Annotated in this window: 21 protein-coding genes; 13 read left to right on the plus strand and 8 right to left on the minus strand. The window is 64.4% G+C overall.

Going from position 1 to position 26,015, the window contains the following annotated elements; genetic code table 11:
• Positions 1-2 precede the first annotated feature (2 nt).
• From HH213_RS11975 to HH213_RS12005, 7 genes are all read left to right on the plus strand, one after another.
• The gene (locus HH213_RS11975) at positions 3-2,714 is read left to right on the plus strand and encodes a TonB-dependent receptor (protein WP_169112386.1); all 2,712 of its coding nucleotides are present in this window, start codon (positions 3-5) and stop codon (positions 2,712-2,714) included.
• A 98-nt stretch (positions 2,715-2,812) separates the two neighbouring features.
• Positions 2,813-4,972 (plus strand): ATP-binding protein, encoded by a 2,160-nt coding sequence (locus HH213_RS11980; RefSeq protein WP_169112387.1) that lies wholly within the window; start codon positions 2,813-2,815, stop codon positions 4,970-4,972.
• A 100-nt stretch (positions 4,973-5,072) separates the two neighbouring features.
• Positions 5,073-6,494: an ATP-binding protein gene (locus HH213_RS11985; protein ID WP_110846175.1), complete on the plus strand. Its 1,422-nt coding sequence runs from the start codon at positions 5,073-5,075 to the stop codon at positions 6,492-6,494.
• On the plus strand, positions 6,491-7,171 hold the full coding sequence (locus HH213_RS11990; RefSeq protein ID WP_110846176.1) for a response regulator: 681 nt from the start codon (positions 6,491-6,493) through the stop codon (positions 7,169-7,171). The genes HH213_RS11985 and HH213_RS11990 overlap by 4 nt, the downstream gene beginning before the upstream one ends.
• A gap of 23 nt (positions 7,172-7,194) precedes the next feature.
• Positions 7,195-7,923, plus strand: coding sequence for a gluconate 2-dehydrogenase subunit 3 family protein (locus HH213_RS11995; RefSeq protein ID WP_161055038.1), 729 nt, complete (start codon positions 7,195-7,197; stop codon positions 7,921-7,923).
• 3 nt (positions 7,924-7,926) lie between these two features.
• Positions 7,927-9,702, plus strand: a complete 1,776-nt coding sequence (locus HH213_RS12000; protein ID WP_110846178.1) for a GMC family oxidoreductase — start codon at positions 7,927-7,929, stop codon at positions 9,700-9,702.
• Between the two features lie 9 nt (positions 9,703-9,711).
• Positions 9,712-11,058: a cytochrome c gene (locus HH213_RS12005; RefSeq protein WP_169112388.1), complete on the plus strand. Its 1,347-nt coding sequence runs from the start codon at positions 9,712-9,714 to the stop codon at positions 11,056-11,058.
• An 8-nt stretch (positions 11,059-11,066) separates the two neighbouring features.
• On the opposite strand, the gene HH213_RS12010 is transcribed toward HH213_RS12005, so the two are convergent.
• Positions 11,067-12,041, minus strand: a complete 975-nt coding sequence (locus HH213_RS12010; RefSeq protein ID WP_169112389.1) for an AraC family transcriptional regulator — start codon at positions 12,039-12,041, stop codon at positions 11,067-11,069.
• Between the two features lie 57 nt (positions 12,042-12,098).
• Here HH213_RS12010 and HH213_RS12015 point away from each other — a divergent pair, with 57 nt between their 5' ends.
• On the plus strand, positions 12,099-13,151 hold the full coding sequence (locus HH213_RS12015) for an SDR family oxidoreductase (protein WP_169112390.1): 1,053 nt from the start codon (positions 12,099-12,101) through the stop codon (positions 13,149-13,151).
• On the opposite strand, the gene HH213_RS12020 is transcribed toward HH213_RS12015, so the two are convergent.
• On the minus strand, positions 13,120-14,016 hold the full coding sequence (locus tag HH213_RS12020) for a LysR family transcriptional regulator (RefSeq protein WP_169112391.1): 897 nt from the start codon (positions 14,014-14,016) through the stop codon (positions 13,120-13,122). The genes HH213_RS12015 and HH213_RS12020 overlap by 32 nt on opposite strands.
• Positions 14,017-14,118: 102 nt before the next feature.
• Between HH213_RS12020 and HH213_RS12025 the strand changes: the two genes are divergently transcribed.
• From HH213_RS12025 to HH213_RS12045, 5 genes are all read left to right on the plus strand, one after another.
• Positions 14,119-14,901, plus strand: a complete 783-nt coding sequence (locus HH213_RS12025) for a TauD/TfdA dioxygenase family protein (RefSeq protein ID WP_169112392.1) — start codon at positions 14,119-14,121, stop codon at positions 14,899-14,901.
• A gap of 113 nt (positions 14,902-15,014) precedes the next feature.
• Positions 15,015-18,515, plus strand: coding sequence for a response regulator (locus tag HH213_RS12030; RefSeq protein ID WP_169112393.1), 3,501 nt, complete (start codon positions 15,015-15,017; stop codon positions 18,513-18,515).
• A gap of 4 nt (positions 18,516-18,519) precedes the next feature.
• Positions 18,520-19,338 (plus strand): CheR family methyltransferase, encoded by an 819-nt coding sequence (locus HH213_RS12035; protein WP_169112394.1) that lies wholly within the window; start codon positions 18,520-18,522, stop codon positions 19,336-19,338.
• A 2-nt stretch (positions 19,339-19,340) separates the two neighbouring features.
• Positions 19,341-19,943, plus strand: coding sequence for a chemotaxis protein CheB (locus HH213_RS12040; RefSeq protein WP_169112395.1), 603 nt, complete (start codon positions 19,341-19,343; stop codon positions 19,941-19,943).
• Complete coding sequence (locus HH213_RS12045; protein WP_169112396.1) at positions 19,943-21,121, plus strand: hybrid sensor histidine kinase/response regulator; 1,179 nt, start codon at positions 19,943-19,945, stop codon at positions 21,119-21,121. The genes HH213_RS12040 and HH213_RS12045 overlap by 1 nt, the downstream gene beginning before the upstream one ends.
• 99 nt (positions 21,122-21,220) lie before the next feature.
• On the opposite strand, the gene HH213_RS12050 is transcribed toward HH213_RS12045, so the two are convergent.
• The 6 genes from HH213_RS12050 to HH213_RS12075 all read right to left on the minus strand — a co-directional run bounded on the left by HH213_RS12050 (position 21,221) and on the right by HH213_RS12075 (position 25,955).
• Positions 21,221-21,607, minus strand: a complete 387-nt coding sequence (locus HH213_RS12050; protein WP_110846188.1) for an EF-hand domain-containing protein — start codon at positions 21,605-21,607, stop codon at positions 21,221-21,223.
• A gap of 133 nt (positions 21,608-21,740) precedes the next feature.
• Positions 21,741-22,217, minus strand: a complete 477-nt coding sequence (locus tag HH213_RS12055) for a nucleoside deaminase (protein WP_169112397.1) — start codon at positions 22,215-22,217, stop codon at positions 21,741-21,743.
• Positions 22,214-23,197, minus strand: a complete 984-nt coding sequence (locus HH213_RS12060; RefSeq protein ID WP_174864408.1) for an aromatic ring-hydroxylating dioxygenase subunit alpha — start codon at positions 23,195-23,197, stop codon at positions 22,214-22,216. Before HH213_RS12060 ends, HH213_RS12055 begins: the two co-directional genes overlap by 4 nt.
• Before the next feature lie 2 nt (positions 23,198-23,199).
• Positions 23,200-24,276 carry a BMP family ABC transporter substrate-binding protein gene (locus HH213_RS12065; protein ID WP_169112398.1) on the minus strand — a complete coding sequence of 359 codons (1,077 nt, stop codon included), beginning with the start codon at positions 24,274-24,276 and terminating at the stop codon, positions 23,200-23,202.
• A gap of 24 nt (positions 24,277-24,300) precedes the next feature.
• Positions 24,301-25,149, minus strand: coding sequence for an outer envelope protein (locus tag HH213_RS12070; RefSeq protein WP_169112399.1), 849 nt, complete (start codon positions 25,147-25,149; stop codon positions 24,301-24,303).
• Between the two features lie 119 nt (positions 25,150-25,268).
• Positions 25,269-25,955 (minus strand): GntR family transcriptional regulator, encoded by a 687-nt coding sequence (locus HH213_RS12075; RefSeq protein WP_110846193.1) that lies wholly within the window; start codon positions 25,953-25,955, stop codon positions 25,269-25,271.
• Positions 25,956-26,015 lie beyond the last annotated feature (60 nt).

Consider the following 26,015-nt stretch of genomic DNA (forward strand, 5'->3'; position numbering starts at 1 on the left):
AAATGAAGACCAAGATGACACCCATCGCTGCCGCCTGCGCCGCACTGGCTTTTGCCGCCAGTCCGGCCATGGCGCAACAGCAAACCGCCGCACCCAAGCCCGACCAGGCCGATGACGGCGCCGTGCAGGAAGTGGTAGTGACCGGCATCCGCCGCAGCATCGAGACGTCGATGGCGATCAAGCGCGATGCCGACTCCATCGTCGAAGCCGTCACCGCAGAAGACATCGGCAAGCTGCCGGATGTGTCGATCGCCGAATCGATTTCGCGCCTGGCCGGCCTGACCGCGCAGCGCGTCGAAGGCCGTGCGCAGTCGATTTCGATTCGCGGCCTGGCGCCGGACTTTTCCACCACGCTGCTGAACGGCCGCGAGCAGGTGTCCACCAGTAATAACCGCAGCGCCGAATTCGACCAGTATCCATCCGAGCTGATCAACGGCGTGGTGGTGTATAAAACGCCGGATGCATCACTGGTGTCGGGCGGCCTGTCCGGCACGGTGGACTTGCAGACCGTGCGGCCGCTGGACGTCCGCCAGCGCACTTTCGTGCTGAACGCGCGCGGCGAGCACAATTCCAACGGCAAGCTCAACTCCAATACCTCGGCCAACGGCAACCGCGTGAGCGCGTCGTATGTGGACCAGTTCCTCAACAACACGCTGGGCATCGCGGTCGGCTACGCGCACTTGGATTCGCCGGGCCAGCAGCAGGAATACAAATCGTGGTGGTGGGGCACCAATAAAAACCTGCCGGCCGACATGCAGAACGTGGTCACGCTGAACGGCGCCGAAGTCACCGCCTCGTCGCGCGAGCAGAAGCGCGACGGCCTGATGGCGGTGGTCGAATACCGTCCGTCGAAGGAATTCCGCACCACGCTGGATATGTACTACTCCGAGTTCAAGCAAAACACCACCATGCGCGGCATGATGTGGAACTCCAACCAGGACAATCCGATCCGTTACGTCAATCCGCAGGTCCAGCAGGTCGGCGGCACCAGCGTGCTGGTCGGCGGCGTGCTGACCAACCTGGAACCGATCGTGCGCAACGACTACAACCAGCGCAAGGACAAGCTCGGCGCGCTGGGCTGGAACAACACCTTCAAGAAAGACGGCTGGACGCTGGTCGGCGACCTGTCGTATTCGAGCGCCAAGCGGCGCGAGGAAGTGCTGGAGACCTACGCCGGCCTCGGTCCGGCCGGCTCGAAAAACACCGACAACAATTTCCAGTTCCATATCCCGACCGCCGGCGGTCTGCCGACCTTCACGCCGAGCCTGAACTTCGCCGATCCGAATATCATCAAGCTGACCGACGTCGGCGGCTGGGGCAAGGATGCGGATATGCACCATCCCATCGTCGAGGATACGCTCAGTTCGGCCAAGATTTCCGCCAAGCGTGAGCTGGACGGCTTCCTGCGCAATGTCGAAGGCGGCGTCAACTTCAGCAAGCGCGAGAAGACCCATGCCGACACCAACAATTACTGGTTCCTGAAAAACGGCCGCGCGCCGGCCACCGTGTCGTCGGACCTGCTGCAGCCGTCCACCTCGCTGTCCTTCGCCGGCATTCCATCGGTGCTCAGTTATGACGTGCTCGGCGTGCTCAACAAATACTACGACAAGCAGCCCGCCCGTCCGGACGACCAGGCCCTGCAGGACTGGGGCGTGACCGAGAAGATCACCACCGCCTATGCCCGGGTCGGCCTCGACACCGACCTCGGCGCGATCCCGCTGCGCGGCAATATCGGCCTGCAAGCGGTCAACGTCGACCAGAAATCGCGCGGCGCCACCGTCAACGCCGGCACGCTGGGCACCATCGGTGGCGGCGCCAACTACACCGACTGGCTGCCGAGCGTGAATCTGAACTTCGATCTGGACAAATACCTGAGCACCACCAATCTGCGCTTCGGCGCCGCCAAGACCGTGGCGCGGCCGCAGATGTCGGACATGCGTGCCGGCATCTCGGGCGGCGTTGACGCCACCACGCGCATGTGGAACGGCAGCGGCGGCAATCCCAATCTGGAGCCGTGGCGCGCCAATTCGTATGACCTGTCGCTGGAGAAGTACATCGGCAAGCGCAGCTACATCGCCGGCGCGCTGTGGTACAAAAAACTGCAAAGCTATATCTACAACCAGCAGACCGCATTCAGCTTCGCCGGCTTCCCCAATCCGTCGGCGGTGGTGCCGCTGCAGGATATCGGCACGCTGAACCGTCCGGCCAACGGCACCGGCGGCCAGGTCAAGGGGGTGGAAGTGTCGGGTGCCCTGGATGCCGGCCTGCTGTGGCAGCCGCTGGAAGGCTTCGGTGTCACCGGCAGCATGTCCGGCACCGAGAGCTCGATCCACCCGAACGGTCCCGGCACCAAGGAAAAGCTGCCGGGCCTGTCGGGCGTGGTGTCCAACTTCACCGTCTACTATGAACAAAGCGGCTTTTCGGCGCGCGCCAGCCGCCGTTACCGGTCGGCGTATCGCGGCGAGGTGACCGGTCTGTTCGCGCAGCGCGCCTTTAGCGAGATCCTGGCGGAACGCCAGATTGACCTGCAACTGGGCTATGCGATCGAGGAGGGCACCTACAAGGGCCTGTCCTTCCTGTTCCAGGTGAATAACCTGAACAATTCGCCGTACCAGACGCGTCAGGGCGACCCGTTCACCGGCGGCTCGTACGCGCCGGAGCGCTACACTACCTACGGTCGGCAGTTCCTGCTCGGGCTGAACTACCGGCTGTAAGTACGCTAGCGAACAAAGGCCTCAGGCGTAGCGCCCTGCTTGCGGAGGGGAGTGATAGAATTCCATCTTCTCCCCTCCCGACAAAGCGACTGCACCTGATGCAAGCCACCGATTCCGTTACGCTGGACAACTGTGCGGATGAGCCTATTCATATCCCCGGTAGCATCCAGCCGCACGGGGTGCTGTTGGCGTTCGACCTGACCGGCGCGTTGCTGGCCTGGAGCGATACCGCACCACAACTGCTGGGCCTGACGCCGGTGCTGGACATGCCGCTGGCGGCCTTGCTGTTGCCGCCCGAAGTGCAGCAGGTGGTGGCCGAGTGTCGCGACGGCATCGAAGACGGCGAAGCGCCGGCTGCGGCGCTGGAAGTGGCCATCGGCGGTCGCCAGTTCGACTGCATTGTCCACGTCCACCAGTCTCGGCTGATCATCGAGTTCGAACAGCGCGAAACGCCCAGCGACGCCGTGGCCGCCTTCGCGCTCAAGGCGCACGCCGCCATCGACCGCCTGAAACGCCAGAAATCGGTGGACGCGCTGCTGCAGCTGGCCACCGAACAGGTGCGCACCATCACCGGCTTCGACCGCGTGATGGGCTATCGCTTCCATGAGGACGATAGCGGCGACGTCATCGCCGAGGCGCGGCGCGACGACCTGGAACCCTATTTGGGGCGCCGTTATCCGGCCGGCGATATTCCGGCGCAGGCGCGCCGCCTGTACATCATCAACACCTTGCGGCTGATCGTCGACGTCGGCTACACGCCGTCGCCGCTGCGCGGCCGCGCCGGCGCTGCGCCACTGGACCTGAGCCACAGCGTGCTGCGCAGCGTGTCGCCGATCCACATCGAGTATTTGCAGAACATGGGCGTGGGCGCCTCGATGAGCGTGTCGATCGTGGTCAACGGCCGCTTGTGGGGGCTGCTGGCCTGCCACCATATGGCGTCGCTGCAGGTGCCGTATTCGATCCGCATGGCGGCCGATGTAATGGCGCAGGTGATCGCCTCGCTGGTGCAATCGATCGAAGCGCGCGACCGCGCCAGGCGGGTCGAGGATTCGGCCGAGGTGCGCACGCGCGTGATGGAAACCCTGCTGCACAACGAGGAGCCGGCGCGGGCGATGCTGGCACACGCGCCAGCCTTGTGCGAGTCGCTGCAAGCCGAAGCGCTGATCGTCAGCCAGTACGGCAAGACCATGGTGCATGGCGCCATCGACGCCGCGCTGGCCGCGCGCATCGTGGCGTCGCTGCCGGCCGGCGATAGCGACCTGGTCGAGCGCACCGCCGTCAGCGACTGGCCGCAGGACATGCGGGCGGCGCTGGGGCAGTGGGCCGGCATGCTGGCGCTGCGCTTCGATCCGGCCACCGCCGGCTGGCTGCTGGGCCTGCGCCGCGAGCAGATCCACACCATCCGCTGGGGCGGCCGTCCCGAAAAAGTGGTGGTGGCCGGTCCGCTCGGTCCGCGCCTGACGCCGCGCGGCTCGTTCGACGAATGGCGCGAGATGGTGCGCGGCCGCTCGGTGCCGTGGAACGCCACCGACAAGCTGGCCGCGACCCAGCTGCTGGGCGAGATGCACCGCGCCAGCGTAGCCAAGCACATCGAGACCGACCGCGCCCGCACGCAACTGCTGGCGATGCTGGGCCACGATCTGCGCGGCCCGCTGCATTCGATCAATATGGCGGCCACCGTGCTGCAACACGGCGGTGCCGCCAGCACCATGAGCACCCGCATCCAGGCCTCGAGCACGCGCATGGAGCGGCTGATCAGCCAGGTGCTGGACATGAGCCGCATCAACGGCGGTATCGGGCTGGGCCTGACGCGCAGCGACGTCGACCTGGTGGCGCTGCTGCAGGACCTGCTGGATGAGGCGCGCCTGTCGCATGCCGACCTGCGGATTGAATCGAGCCTGCCGCCGGCGCTGCGGGCGCAGGTCGACGGCGACCGCATGGTGCAGGTCGTCAGCAATCTGGTCAGCAACGCCCGCCACCACGGTACCCATGGCGAGCCGATCCAGGTGAAGTTGTCCGAGCAGGGCGACCAGGTGTTGCTGGAGGTGCGCAACGTGGCGCCGGAAATTCCCGCCGAGATGGTGCCGATGCTGTACAGCCCCCTGAAACACACATCAGTCGGCAATGTCCGCAATCGTGGAGGCCTCGGCCTGGGCTTGTATATTGCGCATGAGATCGTCCAGCAGCATGGCGGCCAGATCATCTACCGCTACGAAGCGCCGCAAGTTGTCTTCACTGTAACGTTGCCGCGCACCTGAATGTATTCACTTCCACAACAATGTGGAGTTTCTGTGAAGAATTAAGGTCAATTCGCGCTTCACGCTTGAAGCCGATCCCGCATCGTGGCTAAATGGCCCGATGGTCAAGATCGGTATCACTGCCCGGCTGTTTCTTTCACTGCTGATCGTCAGCATGCTGACGGCAGTCGGCGTCGGCCTCGGCACGCGCTGGAGTTTCACGCGCGGCTTCCAGGGTTATCTGAACGAAGTCGAGGCGCGCCGCATGGAGGCGATGGCCTTCGAGTTTTCGCGCGCCTACCACGAGCACGGCAACTGGGACTTCATCCGCAACAACCGCGAAGCCTGGGAGCGCTACACCGGCGCCATCGGCCGCGAACGCGCCACCTCGCCGCGTCCCGGCGGCGACTCCATCTATTACGCGGTGCCGGACAAGGCGCCGCGCCGCCTCGGCCTGTATGACGAGCACGGCAATCATCTGGCCGGCAACCTGCAAGCGGGCGCCGACCTGCGCTACCAGCCGGTGCTGGTGGACGGCAAAGTGGTCGGCACCTTGGCCGGTGCGCCGCTGCGCGGTTTGCAGGAAGAAGCCGAACAAACCTTCCAGGCGCAGCAGCAGCGCGACAGCCTGTTCATCGGCCTCGGCACACTGGTGCTGGCGGCGCTGGCGGCCATGCTGCTGGCGCGCAGCTTTGTGGCGCCGACGCGCCGGCTGATCGCGGCCGCCTCCAAGGTCGCGGCCGGCGACTACGGCGTGCGCGTGCCGCATGCGCAGCGCGACGAGCTGGGCACGCTGGCGCGCAATTTCAACATCATGGTCGCTACGCTGGAAAGCAACGAGGCGCTGCGCCGCCACTTCATGGCCGATATCTCGCACGAGTTGCGCACGCCGCTGTCGGTGTTGCAGGCGCAGCTGGAAGCGATGGAGGACGGCATTGAGCCGATCGACGCCAGCAGCCTGAAGGCGCTCATGGACGAGGTCGCCACGCTGAGCCGGCTGGTGGACGATATGCGCCAGATCACCTTGTCGGAAGTGGGCGCCTTCGACTATCGCCGCGAGCCGCTGGACCTGGTGGCGCTGCTGGGCAGCGAGATCCAGCGCTGGACCGAACCGCTGGCGCAGGCCGGCATGGCGATCGTCACCGACAGCCCTGCCGCCATGCCGGTGCAAGGCGACACGGTGCGCCTGCGCCAGCTGCTGCGCAACCTGTTCAACAACACGCTGCGGCATGCCGACGGCGCGACGCAGCTGCACGTCAGCCTGCACGTGATGCGCAGCGCGGCGGTCTTGACGCTGGCCGACAACGGTCCCGGCGTCAGCGATGCCGGCCTGCCGATGCTGTTCGAGCGCTTCTGGCGCGGCGACCGCGCGCGCAGCCGCGCCACCGGCGGCAGCGGCCTCGGGCTGGCGATCTGCCGCAGCATTGTGGAAGCGCACGGCGGCACCATCAGCGCCATGCACACGCAGCCGCAGTCATCCGCCAGCGCGGCGCGCGGACTGACCATCCGCATCACGCTGCCGCTGTCGGGAGAAATCGCATGAACGCGCCGCACGTGCTGGTGGTCGAAGATGAGCAACGGCTGGCGCGGCTGCTGGTCAGCTATCTGCAAGCGGCCGGCTACCGCGCCAGCGCCCAGCACGACGGCCTGTCGGTGCAGGCGACGGTGGCGGCCGGCGATGTCGACCTGATCCTGCTGGATTGGATGCTGCCCGGCATGGACGGTCTGAGCCTGTGCCGCGCGCTGCGCGCCAACAGCGACATCCCCATCATCATGATGACGGCGCGCGCGCAGGAAGAAGACCGTCTCGATGGTCTGGACAGCGGCGCCGACGATTACATCTGCAAGCCGTTCAGCCCGCGCGAGGTAGTGGCGCGGGTGCGCGCGGTGCTGCGCCGCCGGCCGTCCGGTACGCCGCAGCCGGGCTTGCAGATCGACGACGCCGGCATGCGCGCCTTTGTCCACGGCAAAGAAGTCGCGCTGACGCCGGTGGAATTCCGTTTGCTGAAACTATTGCGCGACGCACCCGGCAAAGCCATGTCACGCGACGACTTGCGCAACTGGGTGTATGAGGACCGGCGCATCGTGCACGACCGCACGATCGACACGCATGTGAAAAACCTGCGCCGGAAACTGGAGGAGGCTGGCCTGGCCGAAGCGATTTCGGCCGTTTACGGGGTCGGCTATCGATGGGAAGCGCGCAGCGCGCTGCAACCCTGACGTCTTACAACGAGGAGAGAGCAATGTCTGACGACACACAGTCGCCGTCCCGGCGCAACCTTATCAAAGGCATGGTGTTCATACCGATCGGCGCGGTTGCCGCGACCGGCGCGGTGCGCGCACTGCAACCGGCCACCGCGGCCGATGCGAATGCGCCCGAGGGCAAGCCGGACGCGTACACGCCGGCGTTTTTCAACCAGGTGGAGTGGAAGTTTCTCAACGCCGCCGTGGACCGCTTGATCCCGCACGATGAACACGGCCCCGGCGCCATCGAGCTGGGCGTGCTGGAATTCCTCGACCGTCACATGCAGACCCCGTACGCCACCGGCGACATCTGGTATATGCAGGGCCCGTTCGTCAAGGCGGCGCCGGAGTTCGGCTACCAGGGCAAGCTGGGCCTGCGCGACATCATCCGCGTCGGCATCAAGAATGTGGACGGCTATTGCGCCTCGCAATTCGGCGGCAAGGCGTTCGCCGACCTGGACCGCAAGCAGCAGGAAGAAATCCTCAAGGGCTGCGAAGGCGGCAAGCTGAAGTTTGAAGACATTTCGGCCAAGCTGTTCTTCACCAATCTGCTGAACGAAGTGCGCAACGGCTATTTCGCCGATCCCAAGCACGGCGGCAACAAGGGCATGGGCTCGTGGAAGATGATCGGCTATCCCGGCATGCGCGCCGACTATCTGGACTGGGTGGAAGTCCGTGACAAACCATATCCGATCGGCCCCGTCGATCTGGCTGGACGCAGAGGTTAAGACATGAGTATCGTAAAAAACAAAGTAGACGCCGTGATCGTCGGCATGGGCTGGACCGGGGCCATCATGGCCAAGGAGCTGACCGACGCCGGCTTGAGCGTGGTGTGCCTGGAGCGCGGCCCGGACCGCGACACGCAGCCGGACTTCGCGTACCCGCGCGTGGTCGACGAGCTGGAAGGCTCGGTGCACCGCAAATACCTGCAATCGCTGTCGAAGGAGACGGTGACCATTCGCCACAATATGAACGACACGGCGGTGCCGTATCGTCAGATGGGCTCGTTCAAGCCGGGCACCGGCGTCGGCGGCGCCGGCAGTCACTGGTCCGGTTGCCATTTCCGCGCGCTGCCGGAAGACTTCAAGGTGCGCTCGAATGTGGAACAGCGCTACGGCAAGAAGTTCATCCCGGCCGGTATGACGATCCAGGATTTCCCGGTCACGTATGAAGACCTGGAGCCGCATTTCGACCACTTCGAGTACGTGTGCGGCACCTCCGGCAAGGCCGGTGTGCTGAACGGCCAGAAAGTCGAAGGCGGCAATCCGTTTGAAGGTTCGCGCTCGCGTGAATTCGCGCTGCCGCCGAACCCCAACTATCTCGGCGCCGAGATGTTCTACAAGGCTGCGCGCGAGATGGGCTACCACCCGTATCCGATTCCGGCGTCGAACGCGTCCGGCCCGTATGTGAATCCGTATGGCTGCCAGATGGGCCCATGTAACTTCTGCGGCTTCTGCTCCGACTACGGCTGCCTGAACTACTCCAAGGCCAGCCCCAACGCCTGCATCATGCCGGTGCTGCGCGGCCGCAAAGGCTTCGAACTGCGCACGCTGGCGCAAGTGTTGAAGGTCAATCTGACCGCCGACAAGAAGAAGGCCACCGGCGTCACCTATCTCGACGCGCAAGGCCGCGAGACCGAGCAGCCGGCCGACCTGGTAGTGCTGTGCGCGTTCTCGCTGTTCAATGTGCATTTGATGCTGTTGTCGGGCATTGGCGTGCCGTATGACCCGGTCAGCAATACCGGCACCATCGGCCGCAACTACTCGTACCAGAACCTGAACCGCGTGTCGCTGTTCTTCGATGAAACCGTGCACGCCAACCAGTTCATGGGCATCGGCGGCGGCGGCACCACCATCGACGACCTGAACGGCAACCAGAACGACAGTACCAAGTCCGGCTTCATCGGCGGCGGCCTGGTCTGGGCGCGCCAGCCGGGCGGCGGTCCGGTGCGCGGCATCGCCACCGCGCCGGGTGTGCCGAACTGGGGCAGCGGCTGGAAGAAGGGCGTCAAGGAAGCCTTCCGCCATTCGTTCTACTACGAGGTGCAGGGGTCGTGCATGTCCTACCAGGACGCCTACCTGAGCCTGGACCCGACCTACAAGGACGCCTTCGGCCGTCCGCTGCTGCGCATGACCTTCGACTGGCATGACAACGAGGTCAAGGCCTCGCAGTATCTGGTGGAAAAGGCCTCGGACATGTGCAAGGTGCTGGGCCCGAAAGCCATCAAGGGCGACGCCAAGAAGGACGGCGACCACTACAACGTGACGCAATATCAGTCGACCCACACCTGCGGCGGCGCCATCATGGGTTCCGATCCGAAGACCTCGGCGCTGAACCGCTACCTGCAATCGTGGGATGTATCGAACGTGTTCGCGCCGGGCGCCAATGCCTTCCCGCAGAACAACGGCTACAACCCGACCGGCATGGTCGGCGCGCTGACCTACTGGTGCGCCAAGGCAGTCCGCGAGCAATACTTGAAAAACCCCGGCCCGCTGGTCCAGGCTTAAGGAGACGACATGAGCAATGTAAAAAAAGGAATCGCGGTCGTCGCGGCGGTGGCGGTAGTTGGCGTGGTGGGTGCTTTTGCTTACGCCAAACAGGCCACGGTCACCAGGGATATCGGCGCGGGTGCGGAGAATCTGACGGCGCCGAGCGCGCAGTTGATCGAGAAAGGCCGCTACCTGGCCGTCGCGGCCGACTGCGTGGCGTGCCACACGGCGCCGAAAGGGCAGCCGTTCGCCGGCGGCCTGGCAATGGCGACGCCGGTTGGCGCGGTGTACAGCTCCAACATCACGCCGGACAAGGCGACCGGCATCGGCAACTACAGCCTGAACGACTTCGACCGCGCGGTACGGCACGGTATTGCGCCGTCGGGCGACACGCTGTATCCGGCCATGCCGTATCCGTCGTACGCCAAGGTCACCGACGACGACCTGCGCGCGTTGTATGCGTACTTCATGCATGGCGTGCAGCCGGTGGCGCAGGCCAACCATGGCAGCGGCATCAGCTGGCCGCTGTCGATGAACTGGCCGCTGGCGATCTGGCGCAAGACGTATGCGCCGGCCGTGGCGCCACTGGTGCTGAGCAAGTATCAGGGCGATGCACTGGCGCGTGGCGCGTATCTGGTGCAAGGCCTGGGCCACTGCGGCGCTTGCCATACGCCGCGCGCGACCACCATGCAGGAGCTGGCGCAGGATGAGTCGAATCCGGCGTTCCTGTCCGGCGGTCCGGTGATCGATGGCTGGCTGGCGGTTAATCTGCGCAGCAATCCGGCCGGCGGCCTTGGCCGTTGGAGCGAGCAGGACATCGTCGATACGCTGAGCAAGGCACGCAATGCGCATTCGGCGGTGGTCGGTTCGCCGATGGCCGATGTGGTCCTGCACAGCACGCAGGCGATGTCGCCGGAAGACCTGAAAGCGATTGCAGTGTACCTGAAATCGCTGACGCCGGGACCGGATGAGAAGTCGCGCTATGCGGTCAGCGACGTCACCGCCAAGGCCCTGAAGGCGGGCCATGACGAGACGCGCGGCGCGCAGCTGTATCTGGACAACTGCGCGGCCTGCCATCGCAGCGATGCGACCTCCAACGCCAAGGTGTTCCCGGCGCTGGCCGGCAATCCGTCGGTGCTGTCGGATGATCCGACTTCGCTGATCCGCCTGGTGCTGGCGGGCAGTTCGCTGCCATCCACCAAGGGCGCGCCGTCAGCGCTCGGCATGCCGGGCTTTGCATGGCGCCTGTCGGACGAGGAAGCGGCGCAGCTGGTGACCTTCGTGCGGCAGAGCTGGGGCAACCAGGCGTCGGCGGCGGATGCCGGCCAGGTGGCGAAGATCCGCAAGCAGATCGACGCCGAAGCCCAGCACTAACAGCAGCACTAAGCCGCTGCGGCGGACGTGCCGGCTGCCATCCTGGCAGTGCGGTACGCCCGCGGAGAGTGCCCGGTCACGCGCTTGAAGGCGTGGCTGAAGGCACTCTCCGATGTATAGCCTAGCGATTGCGCGATCACCGCCATCGGCGTGTTCTGGCCCAGTTCGCGTTCAGCCAGCCGCATGCGCCAGCCGGTCAGGTAGGTCAGCGGCGCCACCCCGGCGATGGTGCGGAAATGCAGCGCGAAGGTGGTGCGCGACATGGCGCAGGCCTTGGCCAGTTCATCCAGGTGCCAGGCGCGGGCGGGATTGCCGTGCATCAGCCGCAATGCCGGCGCGATGCGCGGATCGCCCAACGCGCGCAGCCAGCTGGCCGGCATCGGGCTGGTGGTCTGCAGGTGGGCCCGCAAAATCTGAATGAACAGCAGTTGCGCCAGTTGCGCCGTCGCCAGTTGCGCGCCCGGCAGTCCGCCGGCGCGCTCTTCCAGCAATTGATCCAGCAGCCAGCGGAAAGTGCTGGCCTGCGGCGATGCCGCCGGTACGTGAATCCATGGCGGCAGCACATCCGCCAGCAGGCGGCCGCTGGCGGGATCGAGCAGCACGTGGCCGCCGATGTGGACGAAATCCTGGCCGTCGCCGACGGTGGCGGTCGAACGGCCCGCGCCGGAAAACAGGCGCATGGCGTCCTGCGGCGGCACTTCCGGCGCGCTGGCCAGCACGAACGAGCGCTTGGCCGTCAATAATCCCACGTCCCCGGTGTTGAACTGGACCGGCACTTCGCCGTCGATACAGACCCAGCAATTACCTTTGACTACCGCGAAGAATTTGATTTTCTCCGGCGCAGGAAAGCGCAGCGACCAGGCGCCGCCGGCGCTGAAGCCACCTGTGACCAGGGTTTCGGCTTGCATCAGTTTGAGGATGTCGGAGAAGGGATCGGCGTTCATTTCCGCACTATTGCACAAGTAATACGCACTTTCAAGCATTCACAGTCCGGCGTGCTGCACGTATCGTGGCGGCTGTTGAAATCTGAAAGGAATGGAATGGACGAGACCTTGGTACTGGTGACCGGCGGCACCGGATTTATTGCGCAGCATTGCATGCTGGCGTTGTTGAACAGCGGCTATCGCCTCCGCACCACGGTGCGTTCGCTGGAGCGCGAGGCGGAAGTGCGCCAGCAGCTGCGCAATGGCGGCGTCGAGGCGGGGAAGCGGCTGTCGTTCGTCGCCGCCGATCTGGGCGCTGACCAAGGCTGGGCTGCCGCCGTGGCCGGCTGCCGCTTTGTGCTGCATGGCGCCTCACCGACGCCCTCCGGCGACCAGGTACGGGAACAGGACTGGGTCCAGCCGGCGGTGGACGGCAACCTGCGCGTGCTGCGGGCCGCGCGCGATGCCGGTGTCCGGCGCGTGGTGCTGACGTCAGCTTTCGGCGCAGTGGGCATGGGGCATGGGCGGCGGGAGCGGCCGTTCAACGAATCGGACTGGAGCAACCTGAACGGCAACATCGCGCCGTACCAGAAATCCAAGACCCTGGCCGAACGCGCCGCGTGGGCGTTCATCGAGGCCGAAGGCGGCGGCATGGAACTGGCTGCCATCAATCCGACCGCGGTGCTGGGGCCGGCGTTGGGCGCGGACTATTCGCATTCGATCCGGCTGATTAAGAATATGCTGGACGGTCAGCCGGGCTGTCCAAGGATCAATAGCTGCTTTGTTGATGTGCGTGACGTCGCCGACCTGCACCTGTTGGCCATGGTGCATCCGGCCGCCAGCGGCCAGCGCTTCCTGGCGACCTCGGGCGACAGCGCATGGCTGGTGGACGTGGCCCGTTTGCTGCGCCAGCGCTTGGGGCATGCGGCGGACAAGGTATCGACGCGGGTGATTCCCGACTGGTTCATCCGTCTCGGCGCGCTGCGTAATCCGGCGATGAAAAGCATCCGCTCGATGCTGGGCGTGAACATGAACGCCAGCAACGAGAAGGCGCGGCGGCTGCTAGGCTGGACGCCGCGCACGCGGGACGAGGCGATTCTGGCCTGTGCCGAAAGCCTGATAAAGCTGGGGTTGCTGGCTACGTCAGCGCCGCCGCCAGCAGGTCGGTGAAGACGCGGATCTTGGATGCGCCGCGCCGGTTGGACGGGTACACCGCATAAATCCCGACATCCATTTCTCCTGGATTGGCCTGGTACTCGGCCAGCACCGGCACCAGCGTGCCGGCGTCCAGGTCGGGCTGGATCAGCCAGGTCGGCAGCAGTGTCAGGCCGAGTCCGCCCAGCGCGGCCTGGCGCAGCATTTCTGCATTGTTGACGTGCAGGCTGCCGCCGACTTCCACTTCGGTGGCCAGGTCGGCATTGCGCAGGCGCCAGGTCGAGCGGCTGGCGCCGTAGGCAAATAGCAGGCAGTTGCGCTGGCTGAGCTCGTCCGGCGTCTGCGGCGCGCCGTGGGTGGCCAGGTAGGCCGGGCTGGCGACGATGTGGCGCGTGTGGCCGGCCAACTTGCGGGCGATCAGGTTGGGCTGCTGCTCGGGATTGCCGATGCGGATGGCGACGTCGATCGCTTCATCGACCATATTGCTCAGGGCGTCGCTGAGGCGCATGTCCAGTTCCAGCCGCGGATAGCGGCGCGCCAGTTCCGGCAGCAGCGGGGCGATGTAGCGGATCGCCAGCGTGACCGGGGCGGCAATGCGCAGTACGCCGGCCGGTTCGGCGTCGCGGCCGGCGGCGGCGTCATCAGCTTCGTCCAGCGCGGCCAGGATCTGGCTGGCGTGGTCGAAGTAGTTGCGACCGCTGTCGGTGAGGGTGATGCTGCGCGTCGAGCGGTTCAGCAGCGGCGTGCCGAGGCGTTGTTCCAGCGCGTCCACCAGCCGGGTCACCGACGAGGTGGCCACGTTGAGCTGGCGCGCGGCGGCGGAAAAGCCGCCGTTGTTGGCCACCAGGCAGAAAGCTTTCAGTTCGGCGAATCGGTCCATGACGTTGCGTCCTGCGCAAAGGTGTGTGCGAATTTGCCTATCTTATCAGCAGATCGAGGCGGGATTATAGTCATTTCATACTGCAATGCTTAAGGAGGATGTATGAAAATCACCCCGCTTCCCGTCGGTTTCGGCGCCGAAATCGAAGACGTCGATATGCGCCAGGTCAATGCCGGCACGACTGAATTGCTGCGCTCAGCGCTGCTGCAATACGGCATGCTGGTCATTCGCGGCCAGTCGTTCACGCCGCACGAGCAGATCGCCGCCAGCCAGCTGTTCGGCAGTCTGGAGACCTTCCCGACCATGCGTGGCCAGCTGAATGGCTTGCCGGAGATCTTCCGTGTCGCCAGCCGGCCGGAGGATGGCCATGTCGAGGTCGGCCGCTACTGGCACTCGGACGGTTCGTTCCGCGAAGATCCGACGCCGATCAGCTTCTGGTATTCGGAAGTGCAGTCGGAGGAGGGCGGCGATACGCTGTTCACCGACCTGCAGCAGGCCTATGCCGAGTTGCAGCCGGAGATACAGCAGGAGTTCGCCGGCCTGAACACGGCGCACCGCAATGGCGTGGTGCATCCGCTGGTGCTCAAGCATCCGAAGACCGGCGTGCCGGCGCTGTACCTGAATATCGGCCTGACGGCCGGCGTGCTGGGCTACAGTCCCGACCATTCGCGGGCCTTGATGGAGGCGGTGGACCGTCATTACTCGCGGGATGGCGCCAGCTACCGCCACCACTGGCTGCCGGGTGACGTGGTGGTGGCCGACAACCTGCACGTGGCGCATAAAGCGACGCCGATCACGCCGTCCACCCGCCGCATCCTCAACCGCACCACCATCCGCGCCGACGGCGTGATCTGGTACGACGGCGGCCAGAAACAGGCGGCTTGATGACAATTTGCGTGAGGGATATGTTATTTCCTTCACGCACAATTGAAATGTGGGTTGGTTAAGCTTGTGTTTGAGATAAACTTCTTGTTTCCTAAGTTAATCTGGCCCAACCCATGCCGAATTCCACCACACTGGACGACCGCGGTTTCCGTCGTATCCTTGTTCGTAACGTTACGCTGCCGCTGGCGGCCGGTGTCGTCAGTGCTGGCGTATTCGTCGTCCTGCTCGCCTATCTGATCACCACCATGAACTGGGTCGAGCACAGCGAAAGGGTGATCGGCAACGCCAACCAGGTCGGCAAGGAGATGGTCGACATGGAAACCGGCTTGCGCGGCTATATGCTGGCCGGCGATGAGTCCTTCCTGCAGCCCTACATCGTTTCCAAGCCCAAGGTGGCGTCGAACCTGACCGGCCTGATGAAACTGGTCGAAGACAATCCAACCCAGGTCGACCGCCTGCGCACCATTCAATACCAGCAGCAGCAATGGGATCAATATGCCCAAGAAATGATCCGCCTGCGCGCCGCCAACGGCGACGTCACCGGTCCGGTCAAGACTGGCCGCGGCAAGACCCAGTTCGATGAAATCCGCCGCCTGCTGGATACCTTCGTTGCCGCCGAAGTGCGCATGCGCGTGGACCGCGCCGATGAAGCGCGCACGGTCACCACCTGGGTGGCGGTGCTGTACCTGATTCTGACGCTGGGTGTGGGCGGCGCGCTGGCCTGGTTCGGCCGCCGCGAGCTGACCGGCCTGTCGCGCGTCTACACCAAGGCGCTCAACGAGCATGCCGAGCATGCCACCATGCTGCAGCAGCAGGCCTGGCTGCGCACCGGACAGAGCGAACTGGCGCAGCAGGGCATCGGCCAGCTGGCGCTGCCGCAACTGTCGGCGGCGCTGCTGCAATTCCTGGCACGCTATATGGGCGTGGTGGTCGGCGCGCTGTACCTGCGCCGGCCGGATGGCAGCTTCCAACGCGTGGCGTCATACGGCTTCAGCGATGAATGGGAGCAGCGCGACCAGCAGCTCAAGCCGGCCGAGAGCCTGGTGGCGCAGGCGGCGCTGGAACGCCGCGTGCTGCGGCTGGAGCCGCTGCCGGCCGATTACATCCGCGTCTCGTCCGGCCTGGGCGGCGGCGCTCCGGCCAGCGTGCTGCTGGCGCCGGTGGACAGCGATGGCGATATCAATGGCGTGGTCGAACTGGGCCTGCTGCGGCCGATCACCGAGCGCGATGTCGAGTTGCTGACGCTGGTGAAGGGCAATATCGGCAGTGCCATCGAGGCCAGCCACTCGCGTCAACGCCTGCAGGAAGTGCTGGCTGAAACCCAGCAGCTCAACGAAGAACTGCAAGTACAACAGGAAGAACTGCGCACCGCCAACGAAGAGCTGGAAGAACAGTCGCGCGTGCTGGAAGAATCGCAAGCCAGTCTAGAAAACCAGAAGGCCGAGCTGGAGCAGACCAACGAACAGCTGAATGAACAGAGCGTGGCGCTGGACCAGAAGAACGCCGAGCTGACCAAGGCGCAGCTGGACCTGGAAGAGCGCGCCCGCGACCTGGAGCGCGCCAGCCAGTACAAATCGCAATTCCTGGCGAATATGTCGCATGAACTGCGCACGCCGCTCAACAGCTCGCTGATCCTGGCCAAGCTGCTGTCGGAAAACGCTGCCGGCAACCTGAACGACGAGCAGGTGCGCTTCGCCAACACGATTTACTCGGCCGGCAACGACCTGCTGAACCTGATCAACGACATCCTCGACATCTCCAAGGTCGAAGCCGGCAAGCTGGACCTGGTGCCGGAAAACCTGTCCACCCGCCACGTGGTGGAAGGCATGGCGATGGTATTCGAGCCGCTGGCGCAGCAGAAAAAGCTGGCCTTCCAGTTGCAGGTCGCCGAGGGCGTGGCGTCGCACATGGTCACCGATCGCCAGCGCCTGGAGCAGATCCTGAAAAACCTGCTGTCGAACGCGCTCAAGTTCACCAGCAGCGGCCAGATCACGCTGTCGATACAGCCGGCCGCCAACGGCGCCGTGGCGTTTGCCGTGCAGGACACCGGCATCGGCATCCGCGCCGAAGACCAGCAGGGCATCTTCAACGCCTTCCAGCAAGCCGACGGCACCACCAGCCGCAAGTACGGCGGCACCGGCCTCGGCCTGTCGATCTCGCGCGACCTGGCGCAACTGCTGGGTGGCAACATCAGCCTGGTCAGCGAACCGGGCAAGGGCAGCTGCTTCACGCTGACCCTGCCGACCGCCTGGACCGCGCCCGAGCCGGGTCCGCGCACCGGCAGTTCGACCTCATCGGCGGAAGTGGAAATCGGCCTGACCTCGCTGCCGCGCGCACCGGTGCCGGAACCGGCGCCTGCACCAGCACCGGTCATGCCGCGCGCGTTTGACGACGACCGCGAATTGCTCGACGCGCCGGACGCCGTGCGTGGCCGCCTGGTGCTGGTGGTGGAGGATGACGTGGCGTTCGCCCACATCCTGTACGACCTGGCGCACGAAAAACAATACCATTGCCTGGTGGCGTTCGACGCCGAAGAAGGGCTGGCGCTGGCCCGCCAGTACAAGCCGGACGCGATCATGCTGGACATCCGCCTGCCGGACCGCTCCGGCCTGTCGGTGCTGCAACTGCTGAAGGACGACGCGCTGACCCGCCACATTCCCGTGCACGTGGTGTCCGGCACTGAAAACGGCGAAGCCGCGCTGCACCTGGGCGCGATCGGCTTCGCGCTGAAACCGACCACGCGCGAGCAGCTGATGGAAGTATTCCGCCGCATCGAAACCAAGCTGACGCAGAAAATCAAGCGCGTGCTGCTGGTGGAAGACGACGACCGCCAGCGCGACAGCGTGGTGCAGCTGATTTCCGACGATGACGTCGAAATTGTCGCGGTCGGCAGCGGCGAGGAAGCGCTGGCGCTGCTGCGCACCACCATCTACGACTGCATGATCATCGACCTCAAGCTGCCGGACATGCAGGGCAACGAACTGCTGCAACGCATGGCCGGCGAATCGCTGGCGGCGTTTCCACCGGTGATCGTCTACACCGGCCGCAACCTGTCGCGCGCCGAGGAAGCCGACCTGCACAAGTATTCGCGCTCGATCATCATCAAGGGTGCCCGCTCGCCGGAGCGCCTGCTGGACGAAGTGACGCTGTTCCTGCACAAGGTGGAAGCCGACCTGTCGAGCGAACGCCAGCGCATGCTGAAAACGGTGCGTTCGCGCGACCGCGTGTTCGAAGGCCGCCGCATCCTGCTGGTGGACGATGACGTGCGCAACATCTTCGCGCTGACCAGTGCGCTGGAGCAGAAAGGCGCGCTGGTCGAAGTGGGCCGCAACGGCTTCGAGGCCCTTGAAAAACTCGACACCGTGCCCGATATCGACCTGGTGCTGATGGACGTGATGATGCCGGGCATGGATGGCCTGGAAGCCACGCGCCGCCTGCGCGACGACCCGCGCTTCGCCCGCCTGCCGGTGATCGCCATCACCGCCAAGGCGATGAAGGACGACCAGGAGCAATGCCTGGCGGCCGGCGCCAGCGATTACCTGGCCAAGCCGATTGATTTGTCCCGTCTGTATTCGCTGCTGCGCGTCTGGATGCCGAACGCTGAACGGAACTAAGACCATGCAACAAAGCGACACCGATATCGAACTGAAGATGCTGGTGGAAGCCATCTACCTGAAGTATAGCTACGACTTCCGCGACTACACCGGCGCTTCGCAAAAGCGCCGTGTGCTGCACGCACTCAAGGAAATGGACTGCGACAGCATTTCCGCCCTGCAGGCGCGCGTGATCCACGAGCCGGCCGTCTTCAGCCAGCTGCTGCAATACCTGACGATACCGGTGACCTCGATGTTCCGCGACCCGACCTACTTTGCCGCGCTGCGCGAGCACGTGGTGCCGGTGCTGCGCACCTATCCGTCGCTGAAGATCTGGATCGCTGGTTGCAGCACCGGCGAGGAAGTGTATTCGATGGCCATCCTGCTCAAGGAAGAAGGCTTGCTGGAACGCAGCATGATTTACGCCACCGACATCAATCCAAAATCGCTGGAGAAGGCACGCCAAGGCGTGTTCCCGCTGGACGCGATGCGCGAGTACACACAGAACTACCAGGCGGCCGGCGGCACCCGCAGTTTTTCCGATTACTACACGGCGGCCTACAACGCCGCGCTATTCGATAAGTCGCTTTGCGAAAACGTCACTTTCGCCGACCACAGCCTGGCGACCGATACCGTGTTTGCGGAAACCCACCTGATCAGTTGCCGCAACGTGATGATTTATTTCAAGAAGAAGTTGCAGGAGCGCGCCTTCGGCCTGTTCCACGAGTCGCTGTGCCATCGCGGCTTTCTCGGCTTGGGCAGCAAGGAAAGCATCGATTTCTCGGTGTATGCGTCGAGCTTCGAGCCGGTGCAGAAGCGTGAACGCCTGTTCCGCAAGCGCTGATTATGGACGCCTCCGCTCTCCGCACCGCACTGGCCGGCCGCAAGGTCGAGGCGGTGGTCATCGGCGCCTCTGCCGGCGGCGTCGGCGCCTTGCTGCGCCTGCTGCCGGACTTGCCGGCCGATTATGGCTGCGCGGTGGTGGCGGTGCTGCACATTCCCGATGGGCGCCAGAGCCACCTGGCCGACGTCTTTCAGCAGCGTATGCGGCTGCCGGTGCGCGAAGCGCGCGACAAGGAAGAAGTGGCCTCCGGGACGCTGTACTTTGCCGGTTCGGGCTACCATTTGTCGGTTGAGCGCGACCGCAGCTTCTCGCTCAGTTGCGAAGCGCCACTACATTTTGCCCGCCCGGCAATTGATTACCTGATGGAATCTGCGGCCGACGCTTTTGGGCCGGCGCTGGTGGGCATTCTGCTGACTGGCGCCAACCATGACGGCGCGGCCGGCCTGGCGGCGATCGGCGCGGCAGGCGGCCTGACCGTGGTGCAAGACCCGCAGGAGGCCGAGGTGCCGACCATGCCGCAGCAAGCCATCCGGCTGCGCGCGCCGGACCTGATTTTGCCGTTGCAAGAGATACACACCCTGTTGATGATGCTGGAGAATAATTAATGCAAGACGCATCCCCCACCAAGTTGCTGATCGTCGACGATCTGCCGGAAAACCTGCAGGCGCTGGAAGCGCTGATCCGCGGCGAAGGCCGCGAAGTGTTCCAGGCGGGCTCCGGCGAGGAAGCGCTGGCGCTGCTGTTGCAGCACGACTTCGCCATCGCGATCCTCGACGTGCAGATGCCGGGCATGGACGGTTTCGAACTGGCCGAGCTGATGCGCGGTACCGACAAGACGCGCCATATCCCGATCGTGTTCGTGACGGCGGCCGGCAAAGAGCTGAATTATTCCTTTAAGGGTTACGAGGCGGGTGCGGTGGACTTGCTGTACAAGCCGCTCGATCCGCGCGCGGTCAAGGGCAAGGTGCAGGTGTTCGTGGCGCTGTATGAGGCGCGCGAAGCGATGCGGCGCCAGGTCGAGGCGCTGGAGGCGGCGCAGCAGAAGCAGGCTGCGACCCAGGCCCAGCTGGAGCGGGCGCTGGTGATGCGCGATGAATTCATGTCGATGGTGTCGCACGAGATGCGGACGCCGCTCAACACCTTGTACCTGGAAACCCAGCTGCGCAAGATGCAGCTGGAGCGCGGCAATATGGCGGCGTTCGGCGCCGAGCAGTTGCAGCGCATGGTGGCGCGCGACGATCGCCAGATCCAGAGCATCATCCGGCTGATCGACGACATGCTGGACGTTTCGCGGATTCGCAGCGGCAAGCTGTCGTTGCGGCCGGGCTGGGTGGAGTTGTCCGGCCTGCTGCGGCGCGTGGTGCATGATCTGACGCCGCAGGCGAATACCGCCGGCACCAATATTTCGCTGGAAGCGGGCACGCCCGTAAGCGGCTGGTGGGACGAGTTCCGCATCGAGCAGATCGTGGTCAACCTGCTGACCAATGCGATGCGCTACGGCTGCCAGCAGCCGGTCAGTGTGAGCTTGACGGTGGAGCAGGATTGGGCCCGCATCGACGTGCGCGATTGCGGTCCGGGCATTGCGCCGGAAAACCAGGCCAAGATTTTCGAGCCGTATGAGCGCGGCGTTGGCAGCGATGCGCCGGCGGGACTGGGACTGGGGCTGTACATCTCGCGCCAGCTGGCCGAGGTGCACGAAGGCAGCCTGACGCTGGAAAGCAAGCCGGGCGAAGGCTCGACGTTCAGCCTGACGCTGCCGCGTCGCGACGCGCCGCCGCAGTAGCGGTTTGCGGCACCGTTGAGACCCGCACCGCTGCGCTAGGGTCTGACCCCGTACGGGGTCAGACCCTTTCGTTTTGGGGCAGAGCTTTCGTTTTGGGGGTTAGCGGGAGTGCGCCTCTTCGCGGCGCTGGATCAGGAAGGCTTTGAGGTCGTCGAAGCTGACCGCGCCGCGTTGGGCGGTGTCGATGTGGTCGAAATTTTTGTCGACCACGGTCAGGCCGGCCTGGCGCGCTTCGTCGCGGCTCAGGGTGCCATTGCCGTCGAGGTCGGCGGCTTCAAACCGTTTCTTCAGTTTCTGCATCGGCTGGTAGCGCAGCAGCGCGGGGCCGGTCGCGGCGTCGCGCAGGGGCTTGCGCAGCGCTGGCGGCAGATAGGGCTCGGCGCCGCGCAGGGCGGATGGTGAGTCGGATTTTGGCGCTTGCGCGCGGGCATGCGATATTACCGCCACGCCCACAGCGGCCAATATCGCAAATTGCAAAAGCTTCATGATTGTCTCCCCGCATCTCAATGATGCATGGCCTAGGGAGATACTGTGCCGTGATTACGCCAAATAATCAATGTAGTTTAATGCGTGGACGCGTGTGGTGTCGCCCGGAAACATCAGTCGGCGCGGAACTTTGCTATTTGTGCCAGAAGTCAGCGTGCGCAAGGCGCGCTTCGTCTTCGCGCAGTGGTCCGATCACTTCGGTCGGGCGCTGGCCGGCGGCAAACACGGTGCGGCACGGCAGCGACAGCGTCGGATTTTCGGGATCGCTGCCGGTCAATGCCAGCAGGCTGGCTTCCGACATTGCATACACCACCCGTCCCACGCCGCTCCAGTAGGTACCGCCGGCGCACATGGCGCACGGCTCGGCGTTGGCGTACAGCGTGGCGGTGGCCAGTTCGGCCGGGCCGTATTGCTGGGATGCGAGGCGCAGCGCGTTCATTTCGGCGTGCGCGGTGCGGTCGCTGTTGGAGGCGTTCATCGCTTGGGAAATGATGGTGCCGTCGGCCGCCACCACCATGGCGGCGAACGGATGATGGCCTTCGTCGCGCGAACGCTGCGCCAGGGCCAGTACGCGGGTCAGGAAGTCGTGGTCTTGCGCGGTTGCCGTCATCGAATCACTCCGTATTGCAGGTTCAGTTGTTTGAGATAGCTGCGGTAAGCCAGCGACATGCGGTCGCAGGCTACCGACACTTCGGCGCCCGGCGTCAGCGGCAGGCGCGCCGGGTGCTGGCTTTCCAGGATCGGCAGGTCTTGCAGGAAGATGGTGTCCTGGAAGGTGCGCAGCGTGTCGTCGCTGGAATTGAAATCGTTGAGCGCGAGGATGATCCACGCGCGCGTGGTGGTTTCGGTCAGCGGTTGCAGCAGCAGCGCGATCGCTTCGCGGATGCTGTCCGGCGGATGCTTGGTCAGCACCGCCGTCAATGGCCGCACCACGCGGTAGGTGTAGTCGATATCGCTGCCGCCGGTGGCGGCCTTGCTGGCTTGCGGTTGATAGGCGTGGCACTGCTTCGCCCACACCCCGCTGCCGTATTCCGCATCGTCGAAGGTCTCGACGGTGTAGTCGGGAATGACCGGATGCTGCTGGTCGCCCAATATGCCTTCGTGCACAAACGCGAAGTGCGCCATGTCGAGGAAGTTTTCGATGATGCGCGGCGCGCTGCTGCGCACATCGTAAGGCCCGCACCAGACCTTGCGAAGCAGCGCGTCGCCAAACTCCGGAAACGCCGGCGGCCCCGCATGCGCGGGCGTGCCGAGGCACACCCACGCCAGGCCATACTGCTCCTGCACGTGGAACATATTGACCTGCGCCTTGAGCGGCGCCTGCGGCAGCGCAGGGATGCGCGTGCAGCGACCTTCCTTGCCGAAGGTCCAGCCGTGGTAAGGACAGGTCAGCGTATCGTCGCGCAGGGCCCCCATGGAAAGCCGCGTGCCGCGATGCGGACAGCGGTCTTCCCACGCATGCAGTACGTCGCCGCTGTCGCGCCACAGCACCACGCGCGTTTCCAGCAGGTCGCTAGCCAGCAAAGCGCCGGCCGCAATCTGCGTAGACAGCGCGACCGGATGCCAGTCGTTGAGCAGCAGCGTATCCATGCTTACTTCGGAATGGCGCCGTCCACGCCCTGCACGTAGAAGTTCATGCCCATCAGGTCCTTCTCCGGCGCCTTGACGCCGGCCGCGTACTTGATGGCGCCCGATTGATCCTTGATCGGACCCGTGAACGGTGCGAAGGTGCCGGCGGTCAGCGCGGCCTTCTTCTCTTCAAACGCCTTCGCCGCATCGGCCGGCACCACGGCGTTCAGCTTCGACATCTTGACCATGCCTTCTTTCAGGCCGCCGTTGTAGGAGCCGGTTTTCCAGGTGCCGGCGATGACGGCTTTGGCGGTGTCGATGTAGTAGCCGGACCAGTCGTTGGTGGCAGCGGTCAGGTGCGCTTTCGGTGCGAACTTGGACATGTCCGAATCCCAGCCGAAGGCGTACACACCTTTTTCCTGGGCCACTTGCAGCGTGGCCGGCGAGTCGGTGTTCTGCGCCATCACATCCGCGCCTTGTGCCACCAGGGTTTCCGCCGCCTGGCGTTCTTTCGCCGGGTCGTACCACGAGTTGACCCAGATTACCTTGGTCTTGATTTTCGGGTTGACGCTTTGCGCGCCGAGCGTGAAGGCGTTGATGTTGCGGATTACTTCAGGCACCGGGAACGAGGCGATGAAACCCAGCGTGTTCGACTTGGTCATCTTGCCGGCCAGGATGCCATCCAGGTAGGCGCCTTCATACAGGCGCGATTCGTACACGCCCATATTCTTGCCGGTCTTGAAGCCGGTGGCGTGCAGGAACACCACGCCCGGCGCGGACTTGGCGACTTTCTCGGTCGGATTCATGTAGCCGAAGGAGGTGGTGAAAATCAGCTTGTTCCCTTCCGCCACCAGCTTGCGGATCACGCGTTCGGCATCGGCGCCTTCCGGCACGTTTTCCACGAAGGTGGTTTTGACCTTGGCGCCGAGTTCCTTTTCCATCGCCAGGCGGGCCTGGTCGTGCGCGTACGTCCAGCCGGCGTCGCCGACCGGGCCGACGTAGACGAAGCCAATCTTCAACGGGTCCGCTGCAAACGACGGGGCGGCGGCGAAGGCTGCGGCTACAGCCAGGGTAGCCAGTACTGTGCGACGATTCATCATACGGTTTCCTTTACGTTGAGAGAATTAGAAGTGGTATTCGGCGCGCACCATCGGCGTCCTGGCGGTGGCGCCGGGCACGGTGCGGTCCGGATTGCCGAATTTGTTTTTCCAGTACTGGTACTCGATGCCGATCTTGAAGGTGTTCTTCGGCGTGCCGAGCGTTTCGCTGATGTCGTACATGATCTGCATGTCGATGTTGGTCTCCGGCGCGGTGCCGCCGCCGAATTCATTGGTGCCCTTGCCGGTAATGAAGTTGGCGTAGCCTTCGAACGACAGCGGAATGCCGACATTGAACGGAATGCCCCAGGCGCCGGTCAGCATGGCGTGCGTTTTGTAAGCGTAGCGCGGCGTGGCCTGGTTGGTGAAGGTGTTGTACGGCGCGTTGGACTCCCACAGCGCGAGCAGGCTGATATCGAGGAAGCCCGGCACGTCCATCATCAGGGTGGGGCCGGCGACGACCATGCGCTTCTTGGAATTGTAGCCAGCGTCGGTTTTGCTGTTGTAGTCAAAACCGGCGGTGGCGCCGACGCCGCGTACCGGACCAAAGGCGTAGCTCTTGTTGAAGATTTTTCCGAAGTCCAGCGTGTGGCGATACACCACGTAAGCTTCGTGCGCGCCGCTGTTGGAACCGGCCGCCGATGGATCGAGTTCGGACGACATCAGCAGGTCGACGCTGAAGAAGTTCTTGCCGTACTTGTAGCCGGAGACGCTGCTCAGATTGACGATGTTCTTGGTGATGTCGTTGCTGTTGTACGGCTCGGCGAACTTGGTGCCGTAGCGGTAGCTGAGCGAGGTGTCGGTCCAGTCGGCGGCTTGCGCGCTGCAAGCTGCAAGGAGGGCAAGAGCAACAGTGGTGCGTACGAGATGTGACATAGGCGAACTCCGGTAGTTGAGGTTTGAAAGCACTTTTTTTGTATTCAATTCGTTTTACTAATTGGATCCAATCTCGTCTACCTCTTTAGCAATATATGGGCCAGATCGGGGCCAACTTTTTAGAATCCCGACAACGCTTCCGCCAGATTCACTTTCTTGTCCTGTTCAGCGAGACGCAGGCGCGCCTCAATCTCCAGCAGGTGATGCTCGATCAGGTGCGTGGCTTCCTTCACCTTGCCCTTCTCGATCAGCGTGGCCAGATCCTCGTGTTCATCGTTCTCGCACATGGCGCTGCCGGGCGTTTCGTACAGCGCGATGATCAGCGAGCAGCGCGACACCAGCTCCGCCATGAAGCGCTGCAGCACATGGTTGCCGGCCAGCTCCGCCAGCAGCAAATGGAACTCGCCGCCCAGTCGTATCCAGCCGGCGCGGTCGCCGTTGCGCCGCGCCGCGTCTTCCGCTGCGATGGCGGCGCGGATTTGCTTCAGCGATTCCGGCGTGGCGTTCTGTATTACCAGCGGCACGATCTCGCGTTCCAGCGCACGCCGCGCAGCGAAGATCTCGCGCGCTTCCTGCGGCGTGGGCGAGGCAATGACTGCGCCGCGATTGGGCCGCAGCTCGATAATGTGATCGTGCGCCAGCCGTTGCAGGGCCTTGCGTACGATGGTGCGGCTGACGTTATACAGCTCGCAGAAATCCGCCTCGCCCAGGTGGGTTCCGGGCGGCAGGCGGTGGCTCATGACGGCGTTGACCACCGCCTTATATATGCGCATATCGATGGCGGTGGTACCGCGCTTGGTAGGCATTGAAAGACTCCATATCTGGTTGATACTGTCCTCTATAAAGCAGGAAGCGTGCTAAGTCGT

Source organism: Duganella dendranthematis, assembly GCF_012849375.1.
In the GTDB taxonomy this organism is placed as follows: domain Bacteria; phylum Pseudomonadota; class Gammaproteobacteria; order Burkholderiales; family Burkholderiaceae_D; genus Rugamonas; species Rugamonas dendranthematis.